General features: G+C 51.0%; 17 protein-coding genes and 1 other annotated feature. Of the genes, 1 reads left to right on the top strand and 16 read right to left on the bottom strand.

Features of this window, described 5'->3' with window-relative positions; genetic code table 11:
* Positions 1 to 7: 7 nt before the first annotated feature.
* The 7 genes from ACLIN2_RS09295 to ACLIN2_RS09265 form a co-directional block, all read right to left on the bottom strand.
* Positions 8 to 709: a phosphoadenylyl-sulfate reductase gene (locus tag ACLIN2_RS09295; RefSeq protein WP_411503883.1), complete on the bottom strand. Its 702-nt coding sequence runs from the start codon at positions 707 to 709 to the stop codon at positions 8 to 10.
* A gap of 140 nt (positions 710 to 849) precedes the next feature.
* Complete coding sequence (locus ACLIN2_RS09290; RefSeq protein WP_411503882.1) at positions 850 to 1,062, bottom strand: hypothetical protein; 213 nt, start codon at positions 1,060 to 1,062, stop codon at positions 850 to 852.
* 212 nt (positions 1,063 to 1,274) lie between these two features.
* On the bottom strand, positions 1,275 to 2,162 hold the full coding sequence (locus tag ACLIN2_RS09285; protein WP_092276035.1) for a R2-like ligand-binding oxidase: 888 nt from the start codon (positions 2,160 to 2,162) through the stop codon (positions 1,275 to 1,277).
* Positions 2,159 to 2,845, bottom strand: coding sequence for an alpha/beta fold hydrolase (locus ACLIN2_RS09280; protein ID WP_411503881.1), 687 nt, complete (start codon positions 2,843 to 2,845; stop codon positions 2,159 to 2,161). Before ACLIN2_RS09280 ends, ACLIN2_RS09285 begins: the two co-directional genes overlap by 4 nt.
* A gap of 1 nt (position 2,846) precedes the next feature.
* The gene (locus tag ACLIN2_RS09275; RefSeq protein WP_411503880.1) at positions 2,847 to 3,410 is read right to left on the bottom strand and encodes an LLM class flavin-dependent oxidoreductase; all 564 of its coding nucleotides are present in this window, start codon (positions 3,408 to 3,410) and stop codon (positions 2,847 to 2,849) included.
* 38 nt (positions 3,411 to 3,448) lie between these two features.
* Positions 3,449 to 4,384, bottom strand: a complete 936-nt coding sequence (locus tag ACLIN2_RS09270) for an alpha/beta hydrolase (RefSeq protein WP_411503879.1) — start codon at positions 4,382 to 4,384, stop codon at positions 3,449 to 3,451.
* On the bottom strand, positions 4,381 to 5,601 hold the full coding sequence (locus ACLIN2_RS09265; RefSeq protein ID WP_411503878.1) for an iron-containing alcohol dehydrogenase: 1,221 nt from the start codon (positions 5,599 to 5,601) through the stop codon (positions 4,381 to 4,383). The genes ACLIN2_RS09270 and ACLIN2_RS09265 overlap by 4 nt, the downstream gene beginning before the upstream one ends.
* 360 nt (positions 5,602 to 5,961) lie before the next feature.
* Between ACLIN2_RS09265 and ACLIN2_RS09260 the strand changes: the two genes are divergently transcribed.
* A complete protein-coding gene (locus ACLIN2_RS09260) occupies positions 5,962 to 6,648 on the top strand; it encodes a response regulator transcription factor (protein WP_411503877.1) in 687 nt (228 codons plus the stop codon).
* A gap of 52 nt (positions 6,649 to 6,700) precedes the next feature.
* Here ACLIN2_RS09260 and ACLIN2_RS09255 read toward each other — a convergent pair whose 3' ends face one another.
* The 9 genes from ACLIN2_RS09255 to glp all read right to left on the bottom strand — a co-directional run bounded on the left by ACLIN2_RS09255 (position 6,701) and on the right by glp (position 13,678).
* Positions 6,701 to 6,859, bottom strand: a complete 159-nt coding sequence (locus ACLIN2_RS09255; protein WP_411503876.1) for a hypothetical protein — start codon at positions 6,857 to 6,859, stop codon at positions 6,701 to 6,703.
* Positions 6,860 to 7,246: an MFS transporter gene (locus ACLIN2_RS09250; protein ID WP_411503875.1), complete on the bottom strand. Its 387-nt coding sequence runs from the start codon at positions 7,244 to 7,246 to the stop codon at positions 6,860 to 6,862. It abuts the gene before it with no gap.
* Between the two features lie 248 nt (positions 7,247 to 7,494).
* Positions 7,495 to 7,728, bottom strand: coding sequence for a hypothetical protein (locus ACLIN2_RS09245; RefSeq protein WP_411503874.1), 234 nt, complete (start codon positions 7,726 to 7,728; stop codon positions 7,495 to 7,497).
* Positions 7,729 to 7,947: 219 nt separating this feature from the next.
* Positions 7,948 to 8,307, bottom strand: a complete 360-nt coding sequence (gene rplT / locus ACLIN2_RS09240) for a 50S ribosomal protein L20 (protein WP_092276058.1) — start codon at positions 8,305 to 8,307, stop codon at positions 7,948 to 7,950.
* A gap of 91 nt (positions 8,308 to 8,398) precedes the next feature.
* A complete protein-coding gene (rpmI, locus tag ACLIN2_RS09235; protein WP_092276061.1) occupies positions 8,399 to 8,596 on the bottom strand; it encodes a 50S ribosomal protein L35 in 198 nt (65 codons plus the stop codon).
* Between the two features lie 30 nt (positions 8,597 to 8,626).
* Complete coding sequence (infC, locus tag ACLIN2_RS09230) at positions 8,627 to 9,130, bottom strand: translation initiation factor IF-3 (RefSeq protein WP_400582355.1); 504 nt, start codon at positions 9,128 to 9,130, stop codon at positions 8,627 to 8,629.
* Between the two features lie 41 nt (positions 9,131 to 9,171).
* Positions 9,172 to 9,321 (bottom strand) — a sequence feature (ribosomal protein L20 leader region).
* A gap of 84 nt (positions 9,322 to 9,405) precedes the next feature.
* Complete coding sequence (gene moaA / locus ACLIN2_RS09225) at positions 9,406 to 10,425, bottom strand: GTP 3',8-cyclase MoaA (RefSeq protein ID WP_411503873.1); 1,020 nt, start codon at positions 10,423 to 10,425, stop codon at positions 9,406 to 9,408.
* 41 nt (positions 10,426 to 10,466) lie between these two features.
* On the bottom strand, positions 10,467 to 12,386 hold the full coding sequence (locus ACLIN2_RS09220; protein WP_411503872.1) for a molybdopterin biosynthesis protein: 1,920 nt from the start codon (positions 12,384 to 12,386) through the stop codon (positions 10,467 to 10,469).
* Between the two features lie 59 nt (positions 12,387 to 12,445).
* On the bottom strand, positions 12,446 to 13,678 hold the full coding sequence (glp, locus tag ACLIN2_RS09215; protein WP_411503871.1) for a molybdopterin molybdotransferase MoeA: 1,233 nt from the start codon (positions 13,676 to 13,678) through the stop codon (positions 12,446 to 12,448).
* Positions 13,679 to 13,682 lie beyond the last annotated feature (4 nt).

Genomic DNA, 13,682 nt, shown 5'->3' with positions numbered 1-13,682 from the left:
CTGCCGCTCATTTGTGCAGCCCGCATTCCGTTTTTTCGTGACCTGCCCATCTTCCCGATCGAGGGTCCTGACCCGGCAGTACCGCACGCGTACACACGCTGCAGCCGATGCTGGGAAAGTTTCGATCGTGCAAAGGATTGTATGGGACATCATTGACATGTATATATTCCCAGACTTGGCGCTCGGTCCAATCTGCGAGTGGATTGAACTTCACCAGGTTGAACTTTTCATCCCATTCCACTTTTTTTGCGTTTGCCCGGGTAGGCGCCTGCTCTCTGCGGATACCCGTCACCCAAGCCTGATACTGGGAAAGCACCCGCTTCAACGGCTCTACCTTGCGAATCTCACAGCAGAGATTCGGTTCTCGCTCCCACAGCTTGTCGCCATGCTGCTGGGCTTGCTCCTCTAGCGTCAGTTGGGGCAGAACCTGAATAAATATTGTCCCGTACCGCTCCTGCAGCCGATCACGTGTATCGTACGTCTCGTTAAAATGTTTGTTCGTGTCCAAATAAAAGACAGGAATCGTGGGTGCTAGCTTGTGCAGCATGTCGATCAATACGACGTCTTCCGCACCAAAGCTAGATGCGAGAACGAGTCCGCTCGCATAATTTTCCACCGCTGTCACCAAAACGTCCATGGGCGCCTTGGCTTCCAGTCGGTATGCCCAGACCTGCAGATCCTCATCCGCCATCATGTGGCGATCGCTCATCAGCCAAACTCCTTTCTTGCATTGATTCACCCACCATCATATGTGGGAGGACAGCAACTGGCGATTCGTCCCCCGAAAAGAAAATAGCCGCCAGACCTATCCCAAGTCTGACAGCTTATGTCCATCAACCGTTCCTGGCTTTAGCGATCGTTGTTCTCGTTTTCTGGTGGTGCAAAGAAATGGGCTGGACCGTATGTCGGCAGCTTCTTCTCTCCAAACAAAGCCTGCGAACCAAAGACGCTGGAAGGCGCTACATACGAATCGTCCTTCTCTTTTGCGAAAGCACCTGGCACAAGCATAGCGGCAGCTACCAGCATAGAAGCACCTGTCATCATCCATTTTTGTTTTCTCATCTAGTCTCTCTCCCTATCCAATGTTTTCCTGTAACGCTTTTTATTGTATGGCGACAGTAAGTCAACCCGACACAGACGTTTGATGGTTTTTTCTTCCGACTTGGGTCGGAGCTGCAGTTCCCGCTTTTTCCTGATGTCTAGTACATGCAAATGAAAAAGCACTCAGGAATTCCCGAGTGCCTGCAGTATTTTATCCTTCAAAGAGGCTATTCCTATAGATCCACCGCTGCTCTTGTCTGCTTATACAGCTCTTCCATCGTCTGGCCCTTTGCTCTTGCCAGCACTTCCATGCGCACCGCCAATTGCTTTTTGGCAAATTGCTGGACTTCCTCTACACGGACGCCGTATGCGCTTGCCTTTCTTTCCGGATCGACTCCCTGGTACAGCTGGGTCGCTAACGGAGCTAGCTCTGCCATCTTTTTGACGATCACGTCGTGGACATGCGGATGCTCACAGATCAGTCGCTGCAAGAGAAAGGTGCCATAGCTAATATGCCGGGCCTCATCGGTCTTGAGGTAGCCAATCCCTTTCATCAGTCCGGGCATGACTCCCGCTTTGTTCAGACCTTCATAAAAGGCGTAATATCCCGTTTCCGCCAAGACCCCTTCTACGAACATGTTGTACACAGTCGATGCTTCTGCAAGCGCTTCTGGTGATTCATCCGTCAGCAGCCGGTTCAATGCGGTAGGGAGTATATCGTGAAAGATCTTTTTATAGACATCCCCATGAAACTGACTTAAATCTCGTTTCTCTCCAATTTCATCAACAGCCAGCCGAAAAAATTCGGTATGCTTCGCCTCTTCGAACAGGAAGGTCGTCAAAAACATCTCTTCCTCAAGTCGGCCCTGCTTGGCTATTACCATGATCAAAGGCAGCAGATCCAAAGTAACGGCTTCTTCTCCTCCTAAAAATCCGGCGATTCTGCCCAAGGTCTCGTTTTTCTGCTCCTCTGTCATCGCAGCATAGTCTTCGCGATCCTGAGAGAAGTCGATATCTTGGGGGTCCCACATGCCAAACCGCTTCGCTTTTTGATACAACTGGTAAGGCAGCAGCTCTGTACGCAATCCTCGCTGCTGGGTCGAAATGAACTCCTGTCTCATCCGTTTACCCTCCCGTAGGCATCGTCCTGATAAGCTCCCACAAACCCTTTGACCGCTTCTAAAACCTGCTCCGTCTGCTCCAACGTCACGAGATGTGCCGCCTGATCGATCACCACCAGCTCGGAACGGATGATGCCCCTGCAAAAATCCTCCGCGTACGAAACAGGGATGAAGCGGTCTTGCTGTCCCCAGATCAGCAGTGTCGGCGCTTTGATTCGGTGCATTCTGCGCCCCAGTCCTTTATCTGGGATGGGCCAAAGAAATTTTGCTGCCGCCTGCATATTTTGCATACGCTGAATCGTTGCTTCGATCCGTTTTTCCGTCTCCCTCGGCATATATCGCAGCATCTCAGCTACGGGTGAAGCCGTGTCCGCTACCATGATATTTGCTACCTCATCTGGCAGCATAGCGAACAAATCCGGTACGGGCTCTTCGTCTTTAAACAATCCTGTTGGCGCGATCGCGACAATTTGTTTCACACGGCTTTGATCAGAGGCGGCCAGCTCCAGGGCTATCATCCCGCCCAGCGAATGCCCAATCACCGTAGCGCTATCCAATCCCAATCCGTCAAATAAATCGTAATAGCAGAGAACCAAATCCCACAAATCCCGTATGTTTTCCAGCCCGGAGGAATTCCCTGTTCCCGGAAAATGCGGCGCGATTACCTGGTAATGATTGGACAACTCATCGAGAAACGGATCCCAAGTAAGGCCTCCTGCACCGGCCGTTGTAGGTCAGGATCTCATCCGTCTTCCACGTCTTCGTGATCAGGTCGTGTGCCTCGTAGTAGCGTTCGCGAAGCTCGGCAGGATTGATCCCGTACGCGTAGTTTTGATCCATGGACGTCCCTACCGGAAAGCCAGCGATAAACTTGCCACCCGAGAGCACATCCAGCATCGCCATTTCCTCCGCCACCCGAATCGGTGGATTGTACGAAGCCAAACTGTTTCCTAGGACGATCAGGCTTGTTTGATCACTGTGCCGCACTTTACGGGAGAGAATGGCACCCATCAGATTGGGCGAGGGCATCAGACCGTACGCGTTGCTATGATGTTCATTTACGCCTACAGCGTCAAACCCGAGGTCCACCGCAAACTCCAGTTCATCCAGATAATCGTGGTACATCCGATGACCTTTTTTCGGGTCATACAGCTTCTTGGGAGGCGTGACCCAGACGCTTGGGTACGTTTCCTCAAAATCGGCAGGCAGCTCCCGATAGGGCATCAAGTGAAAGGCGACAAACTTCATCGACGATTCCCCCTCATCACCAGCGAAAAGTCCTTTTTTTACAGTCGCTCAAAAACCGACCGTAAGCGACTCGATACCTGCGAAATAGCCTGGCCGCCTTGGTCCATAATGCCCGCCATCCAAAAAAAACCATGAATCATTCCATCATACCGTGTGAGCTCGACCGATACCCCTGCCTGCTTCAGCCGTTCCGCGTACATTTCTCCCTCATCCCGCAGCGGGTCGTATTCTGCAGTAATAACCAAGGCCGGCGGCAGCCCGCGCAAATCTTCCGCGAGCAGCGGGGACACACGCACGTCCATCTTCTCTTCGTCCGTATTCAAATACTGCTGGAAGAACCACTGCATGCTATCCGCCGTGAGGAAGTAGCCCTCTCCATTTTCACGATAGGACTCGGTGTCACTCCCTACCTGTGTGACCGGATATATGAGTACCTGGAGAGAGATCTCTGGACCTTTGCGTTCTTTTGCCAGCTGGGAGACGACCGCTGCTAGATTTCCTCCCGCGCTGTCTCCTCCTACAGCGAGACGCGAGGCATCTTCTTGCAATTCCTGCGCATGCGAAGCTACCCACTGCACGGCCGCGTAGCAATCTTCTACAGGTACTGGAAATTTATGCTCAGGTGACAATCGATAGTTGACAGAAGCCACCACACACTCGGACTCGTGCGCAATATTGCGGCATACCGTGTCCACCGTCTCTACATCCCCGATGACCCAGCCGCCTCCATGAAAATAGACAAGCAACGGAAAGGATCCCGAACCTTCAGGCGTGTAAATGCGCAGCTCAATCTCTGCTCCCTCTACAGGAATCATCCGGCTCTCTACTTTTGCTACCGGCTTGGGCTCTCCCGACAGTGCCTTCAAGCCCGCTGTGCGCTCTCGGTTTTGCTCTGGGGTCAGGGTACTCATAGGTGGGTCCCCTGCCGCTGCCCCCATGTCCAGAAATGCTTTTGCTTTCGGATCCAGTGTCATCGCGAGCTCTCCTCCTGTACGGATAATGGTGCACCTGCTACCTCCTGGCAGATTTGCACGATCGTATCTGATGGGATTTTGAAGGCGAGTGCGGTTGGATCACTCAGCACCGCCGGAACCATAACGGCGATCCTTTTCTCATCGAATCCAAATTCAGCGAATGTGTCTGGCAAGCCAATTCCCGAGCGCAGCTCTCGAATAAAGGCAATGACCTGCTGCAAGCATGCCTTTGGTTCGACATCGTGGACCGATAGCCCGAGCGCTTCTGCAAACCCGTTGATTCTAGGCAGGTACAAGTGAGGGAGAGCACCCATCACATTTGGCAGCAAAACGGCATTTGCCAAACCATGCGGGATCCCGATTTTCGCTCCAAACGCATGAGCCATATTGTGAACAGGGATGGCAGTGATCGCGAGGCTAAAAGAAGTAATGGCCATCGCGCTTGCCATCAGCATGTTTGATCGTGCCTGCAAATCGGTTCCCGAAGACACCGCTTTTGGCAAATTCTCGACAATGATCTTCGTCGCATGCAACGCAAAGGCATCCGTCATAGGATTTGCTCTCGGGGAAAAGTAAGCTTCGACTGCGTGTGTGAGCGCATCATATCCCGTGAAGGCAGTAATTCGCGGCGGAAGTCCGACTGTAAGCTCAGGGTCCAGCAAAGCAATATCCGCGCTGATGAACGGGCTCGACAAATTCGTTTTTATTTGCAACCGATCATTGTACACCACTGCGATCGGGGATACTTCTGAACCTGTTCCCGCTGTGGTCGGAATCGCGATGTGAGGAATGGGAATCGGCTGTACCTGCGGCCACGTCTCTCTCGTGGAGCCCTGCATCAAATCGCGGATGTCAGGGTGATTCTTGTGCAGCAACCACTTTGTCGCCTTGCAGGCATCCAGAACACTCCCCCCACCCAAAGCGATCAACGCATCCCCTTGACATTCCTTTACAAACATCGCTGCCTTGTTTATGTTTTCTGCCTTGGCGTCCTGCTCAATTTCGTCGAAGACGCCTACCAGCTGAACCGATTCCGGCATTTCCTGAAACAGCTCTGTAATTTTTTCTGTAATCCCGGCACGATTTAATCCTTGATCCGTGAAGAGTACAGCGCGCCTCGCTCCCAGCCCTCGCAATAGCTCAGGCAGCATGCTGCGCACCCCAGCTCCGTTGATCACTTCCGTCCTCACACCGAAACGCGATGAAGCTATCGTCATAAACTCACCTGACCCCTCTATTCTTCTTCTAAAAAATCCATGCCCATAGGTGCTTCCTTTGCTCGGATACCAGTGTCGTGTGGACAAGCTTGGTCCAGCACGTGACTCCAAAGCTCACGGCAAATTCACTCGGCTTCGATCTGCCAAGTGTTCGCGCTGGATGCGAGCCAGCTGTGTAGTCGTTTTCGTAAACACCCCTTTTATTGTCGAATTATTCCGACAATACTTCCTTTACGCCTAGATAAGCCTTTTGTTAAAATGAAAGCGCTACAATTCTATTATATTTCGTGAAAAAAAACGGATATATCCCCTAAAAACAGGTAGTGCACGACCCCTAAAATGGAGGGAGGATACCACTCCATGGTCAGTCCGGCATTGCGAGCGTATATCCAGCGTATTGAAACGGCTGCTTATCACGAGGAAAAATTAGTGTTAACCGTCCGCGGATTCATTGATTTGTTCCCATTCATGGGTGCTGTCCTGTACAACTATTCGATGCTTAGCCATATGGGAGAAGGATTACTCAGGGCAAATGCACAGGGACTGTATTCCGTCAACGATCAGCGTGAAGACATCCGAAACATGCCCCCTATCTATTCAGCTATTCGTGAAAAGCGAGCTGTCCTGCTCGATTCAGATCTGATCAGACAAATTCCAGCGAAGTATGTACATGGTACCACCTACGCCCTTATTGTCCCTATATTTCACGGCTCTAACGTCATTGGTTACGCAGGCATTTCCGGACATCCAGATGGCTGTGATGGTATCAACAGAAACTTGATCGACGCTCTCAGCCAATACGGCGAGCAGGTAGGAAAGGCGCTAGCTACTGAATTTCCACTATCCAAAGCAATCAAGCTGACCAAGCGCGAGGTAGAGGTATTGCAGCGAATGTCTTGGGGAGAGAGCATCAAGGAAATGGCTGATCACATCGGCATCAGTGAATTCACCGTTCAGGACTATGTCAAGTCTGCCCTAAAGAAATTAGGTGCCCAAAATCGGACACAAGGTGTCGCCGATGCCTTGCGACGACGAATCATCAGTTAAGTAAAAAGAACATCCGGCGTCCGCATCAGGGAACCGGCTGTTCTTTTTCTGTTTATGAGTCGATTGCAGTCGGTACACTCTTGGTCAATGGCCGCTTGAACCAGCGGCCTTTGCCCATAATTAGAGCCCGATGTCCCGTAGCTCCAAAAGCCAAATGACAGCGCCCTGCCCATCCGTGGTGAAAAATCCCGTACAAGACCCGCCGTAGCACCTATAAATCCACCTTCAATAAAGTTGAGCAGCAACCGCATAAATAATAGAGAGCCAAAAGAATGGACAAAGCCATGCCAAATACGCAGAGAACGGTCAGTAACAAGCCTGGAACCAGGATCAGCGTGCGACCATAACGATCTGACAGAGGTCCTCCGAGCAAGGCACCAAATGCAGCCGCTACGACTGACAGGGAGACGATTAGGCCGTACTCAGGGTTTGAGATTCCGATATCTTTCAAAATTAAGGAAAGCACCGGAGCTATCTGCGACTCGTAGTTGGCAACAAAATTGGCTAATATCACAACGAACAAAAGAAAAACCCTTCTTTTCCCCGTCGGATACGCATCCAGCTCCCTTACGAAAAACATCCATTTCGGCCGCCTCATTTTACCTGCCCTCCCTTTTTCCTAAATGACGGAATATTCGAATTAATTATAGCTTGACTCATGGCATGGCGATATTCCACCTAAACAGGGGAGGGCACCCTTATTTCGGGGAATGCTTCGCAACTCCTAGATACATGTAAAAGCTCAGAAAAATTCCTGAGCTACTTTCATTTTCCTTGCCTTGTTTTATTTTTTATGAGGCTTGCCACATTTTTTGCAGCAGTGCTCTTTCCGTTTCTTTCCTTTTTTCATCTGCCGCAATTACATTCGTCCTCATCTTCGTCATCGTCTTCCTCGTATTCATGCTCCCAGTCGCCATTCATCCTCGCCCACTTTTCGGCAGCAACAGCAGCACTCACACTTGCGCTCCCGCTCCCTACAGCAGCAACAGCATGCACTTTTTCGTTCTCGCTTTTTCCATTCGTATGCATCCCTCGGTTCTGGCCTTTTGTAGCAGCAGTGGCACCTATGGTTCGACTCACGCTTTTTTGCGCTGTGATCGTAATCCTCATAGTCATGCTTACAGAATGTTTGAATATCCTCTCTCCCCCCTTCCTTTCGCGTCATTATTATCCATATGGTTTGTCCGCCAAATTGCTTGTACGGAAGCCCTCCAAGAAGCGCTCTTTTTGCTTTTTGTAGCGGTTAAAATAAAAAAGCCGACCCTCCCTTTTGAGGAAGATCGACTTCATCGGCAAATCTTACGCGTTCAGTTTGCCTTTTGCAACTGTAGCCAGCTCGTTGAAAGCTGCTTTGTCGTTCACAGCCAGGTCAGCCAGCATTTTGCGGTTAACTTCGATGCCAGCTACTTTCAGGCCGTGCATGAGACGGCTGTAGGACAGGCCGTTCAGGCGAGCTTGTGCGTTGATACGAGTGATCCACAGTTTGCGGAAATCACGTTTCTTTTGACGACGGTCACGGTATGCATACAGCAGGGATTTCATTACCTGCGCATTAGCGGATTTAAACAGGCGATGTTTGGAACCGAAGTAACCTTTCGCCAGCTTCAGGATTTTCTTATGACGACGGCGTGAAACAATGCCACCTTTTACTCTTGGCATACTAAACTCCTCCTGGTCTTTCCAGCATGGCGGCCTATCACTAGGCGCTTAGGGAGCTCATGCTGCGTAATGGTGTGTAATAAAGATAAACTTACAGGTAAGTGAGCATTTGCTCCATACGTTTTTGATCGCCTTTGGATACCAGTGCAGCTTTACGCAGGTGACGTTTAGCTTTAGTGGATTTGTTAGCGAACAAGTGGCTACCAAACGCGCGGTCGCGCTTCAATTGGCCGCTTCCGGTTTTTTTGAAACGTTTCGCAGCAGCCTTGTTGGTTTTCATTTTAGGCATCTGAAAAATCCTCCTGTCTAAACTACTATCTTACTTTTCCGCTTTCGGAGCCAGAATCATGATCATGCTGCGGCCTTCGATCTTTGGCTTGCGCTCAGGCGAAGCGAGATCTTCACACTGGGCTGCAACACGTTCCATAACGGCAAGTCCGATTTCGGAGTGGGTGATTTCACGTCCACGGAAACGGATCGTACACTTCACCTTGTGTTGATCCTCCAAGAACTTACGGACGTTACGAAGCTTTGTTTGGAAATCGTGTTCCTCGATGTTGGAAGAGAAACGCACTTCTTTGAGCTCGATGATCTTCTGGTTTTTACGTGCTTCTTTTTCCTTTTTCGCCTGCTCGTACTTGAACTTTCCATAGTCCATGATACGGCATACAGGCGGCTTGGCTGTAGGAGCAACATTTACCAGATCCAATTCAGCTTCCTGGGCGATGCGCAAAGCTTCCCTAAAGGCTACGACTCCCAATTGGCTCCCGTCAGCACCGATCAATCGGACTTCACGGGCACGGATCGCTTCGTTAATCAACATTTGATCCTTGCTAATACTTGCCACCCCCGTCAATTTCGAGAAGGAACAAAAATGTGCGAACGCATTATGCGCCCGCACATATCTCACCTAGCAAATTCATCAGATCCAAGGATCTTTGCGTAAGAGTTACCTGTCAACAGTCGTGTAAGACGTCGACCCAGGTGAGAAGCTGGGCGCCTCTGCTTGTTCTCGAAGTATGAAGTGTTTCGTGTTTATACACGCTCTTTATAATACAGGGCGTATTCCCCTTTGTCAAGCGCTGTTTACGCTTTGTGTTAGCCGCCGATATGGGACATTTCCACCTTGTCGGGCTTGTTCAGTCCCGGGGTATCGTTCAAGCGCACTTCCGAGTACCGGTCATCGCGTTTCCCCCAGATCGTGCGGATCTGCTCCCGGATTTCCTCGTCGCTTTTCCCTTCCCGCAGCGGTGCCCGCAAATCATCCCCAACGGAGGCGAAAAGACAGCTGTACAGCTTGCCTTCTGCCGACAGCCGCGCTCTGGTACAAGTCGAGCAAAACGCCTGTGTCACGGACGAAATCAGCCCGATTTCCTGATCGGTCCCCACGTAACGGTAACGGGAAGCCACTTCCCCGAAATAATTCGGATCGATTGGCGTGAGAGGCATTTCCTCGTGAATTCTCTGCACAATTTCGCTGGAGGGAACTACTTGATCCAGCTTCCATCCGTTACTGTTCCCTACATCCATGAATTCGATGAAACGAAGTGTATGCTTTTGCTCGCGGAAAAAGCGGGCCATCGGCAAAATATCCTCATCGTTCACACCGCGCTGCACGACCATGTTCAGCTTGATCGAAAGTCCTGCTTCCGCTGCGGCTTCAATCCCTTTCAACACGTCAGACACGTGATAGCCTCTGCCGTTCATCCGTCCGAACCGCTCATCGTCGAGGCTGTCCAAGCTGACAGTTACCCGATCCAGCCCCGCTTCCTTCAGCGCTTTTGCGTGGCGGGCGAGGAGAGAGCCATTGGTCGTCATCGCAATATCCTGAACACCTTCTACCTGTCTTATCATTTCAATTAATTTTGGCAATTCCTTTCGCATGAGCGGCTCTCCGCCTGTGATCCGGATCTTGCCAACACCAACGGAAGTAAAAATTCGAGTCAAGCGCGTAATTTCTTCAAATGACAGCAGCCTGTGCTGAGGAAGGAATTCGAAGTCTGGACCAAATATTTCTGCGGGCATACAGTATTGGCAGCGAAAATTGCATTTGTCTGTCACGGAAATACGCAGATCTCGGAGAGGGCGATTTCGTGTATCAAGAATTTGCTCAGACATTGGTGATCACTCTCCTTTTCCATGATGGGCAGATTACATTCTCATATTTCTGACATTGCCGCTGAGTAGACGATTTGTCCAGAGTCCCGGCAACTGTATCCACCTAACGCTTCCATTTCCAAAGCGAACGCTTCTGAACGAATGCAGGCTAAGAGCTCCTGGCCTCGACTGCTGTGATAGAAAGCTTGGGTCATCAACAAGTCGTAGCGCTCTTCTGCAACGGGGATAAAATCCAGATCCATCGCAGCTGCCGCAGAGTAAATCCCGAGGCCTACATCAGCAGTCCCACCTGCGACTGCTGCAGCCACACTCAAATGGGAGACTGCCTCTCGAGAATAGCCGTAGATGCCATCTCTGTCCACCGCTTCCTGCTTGAGCAGATAGTCAAAGAGAAGTCTGGTTCCAGCCCCTCGTTGGCGATTGATATACGTAATGCCGGGCTTCGTCAGATCATGTACAGACGATATCCCCAGCGGATTGCCTTTCTTCACAAACCAGCCTTGCTGCCGATACACCAATTGGACGAGCACGACTTCTTTGTCCTTCATGTATTTTTCTACATAGCTCTGATTATACTCTCCTGACTCCTCATCGAAAAGATGGACACCCGCGATATGTGCTTCCCCTTTTTGGATAGCCAGGATACCACCCATACTGCCAACATGCGAAGAAACGAGGAAGCGCTCTGGATTCTTTTTGCGCAGAAGCGAATGCAGCACGTCCATCGATAGATCGTGACTGCCAGTCGAAACAATCGTATTTTGTATCTGCTCCACAGGTCGGTACAGCTCTACCTCCACAACCTCCCCCTGTTCGTAGCCAAGGTTTCCCGGTGGTATACGCAACAGCCCATCCGCACGTACCATCGACATCGTGACACCAGCAGAGCGAGTCAAAGGATTGGCAATGAATTGTCCATCCATACAGCCTATGGTAACGCGGATGAAGTCCTCCGCTCCCATGACAGATACGATACGCCTTCCGACTGTGGCTTTGATCCGCTGCCTTTCTGGCTGAAGCAGTCCATAATAATGATAAACGAGGGAACGTGCGAACCATTCCAGATTCAAATACGCGGATACCGGATAGCCGGGCAGTCCAATCACCGGCTTTTCCTCGATGACACCGACTACAACCGGCTTACCTGGACGAGTAGCTACGCCATGCGTCAGCACTTCTCCCAGCTCTTCTACCACATGGACGGTGAAATCTTCCCGCCCTGCGGATGAGCCTGCATTTAAGAGTACCATATCGGCACCCTGGAGAGCGGTCTTAACTGCCCTTTTGATCATCTCGTAATCGTCTTGCACGATTCCGTGGTACACGGGCTCAGCTCCCCACTCCTTCAAGTAGGCGGCAAAAACGGTGCCATTAAATTCGATAATCTGCCCTTCTGCCACATTCTCCGAAGGCTCGATAAGCTCGGTACCTGTGGGAATGATGGCTACACGAGGCTTACGAAAAACCGGCACCGTGACATTGCCACCCGCCAGCAATGCTCCCAAATCCACCGGACGCAGCCGATGTCGGTCTGGGACAATGACCTCGCCGATCACAACATCCTCTCCGATTGGCCTGATATGCTGCCAAGGAGCGACTGCTTCCAAAATCTCAATGGTCTCCTCGTCAATCTGATGAACGTTTTCGATCATAATCACCGCATCAAAGCCATTCGGGATCGGATCACCTGTATCAACCTCCACGTAATCCACGAGATGGCGCAATCGAACGGGGTGCTGCTCATCCGCCCCGTACGTTGTTTCTGCTTTTACCGCAATCCCATCCATCGCCGAAGCATGGAAATTAGGCATCGATACTTTCGCGTAAATCGGCCGTGCCGTGACTCTCCCCAGCGCCTCTCGCGTCGGAATGACCTCCACTTGCGGCTGGAACGAAATCCGATTCGCGATTCTTCGCTGCGCTTCGTTCAGGGGTGTGTCTTCCAGGTAGATTTTGCGCATCGTTCTCCTCCTGCCATTCCTTCTTCTTTATCTTTTTCCTTGCTATCTCAATTCCGAATTTATTGAAATAAATGGACGTGCACAGCTTCGCCTTCCAGTATCCCTTCCTTGTTTGCTGATATTTCCACCATTCCATCGCTTTTCACTAATGTCGAGATCAAACCTGATTTTCCGAAGACAGGTACAGCCCAAAGCCCGTCCTCTCTCTCCTCCAGCTTAACACGGATGTAGTCCGAGCGTCCCACCGCCGATGCAATGTTGCGAGAAATTCTAGCCGAAATCCGCGAAACGTATGCGGCTGGCTTCTGTCCCTGCAGCCTTTGGATCAGGGGTGCCACAAACAGATGGAAAATAATCAAAGCAGAAGCCGGGTGACCAGGCAATCCCACAACGGGCTTTGCGCCTGCTTTCGCGATGATTGTCGGCTTGCCTGGCTTAATCGAAACACCGTGGACCAGAACGCCCGGATCTCCCAAAGACTGCATGACCTGTTCCGTATAATCGCGAGTCCCGACAGAGCTTCCTCCCGACAAGAGCAGCAGGTCGGATTGGTCAAACAGGTCTTTGGCTCTTTTGGCGAACGACTCATAGTCATCCGGGACGATCCCCCCGTAAATGACTTGCGCCCCGCATTGACGTGCTGCCGTAGCCACTGTAATGCTATTGATGTCGCGTATTTCTCCTGGCGACAGTACCTTCTTATCCGCCGGAACGATTTCATCCCCCGTCGATAAAATCGCGACAATCGGCCGGGGATACACACGTATACTTGTCTTGCCAATCGCTGAAAGGACTCCCAGGTCTTGCGGGCGAAGCCGCTGTCCTGCTGCTATCACCAGTTCTCCCTTTTCCACATCGTCCCCCGCGCGAATTACATTTTCGCCCGGTGCCACCTGACGATAGACATTGAGCAGATCATCTACCTCTTCTACATGTTCGATCATGACAACACTGTCTGCCCCATCTGGTACCATCCCACCTGTCGGGATTGACTGTGCCTGTCCTTCCTTGACAGGCTGCACAGCCGACTTCCCCATATCGATTTTTCCTGTCACATCGAGAAAAGCCGGTAACGAGTCAGAAGCGCCGTACGTATCGCGCGCACGCACCGCGTAGCCATCTACGGTCGAACGGGAAAAATGAGGAACCTGCTCATCGGAAAACACGTCTTCAGCCAGCACCATATCCAACGCATCGATCAACGATACCTCGATGGAAGGCCTATTTGGTTTAAATTCGCCTGCAATCACTTCTAACGTTTCTGCAACTGTCTTTACATGGAAGAATTTCATGATT

Source organism: Brevibacillus centrosporus, assembly GCF_046622605.1.
GTDB lineage: Bacteria > Bacillota > Bacilli > Brevibacillales > Brevibacillaceae > Brevibacillus > Brevibacillus centrosporus.
The sequence above is the reverse complement of the archived record's forward strand: the minus strand, read 5'-3'. Positions and strand labels throughout refer to the sequence as shown.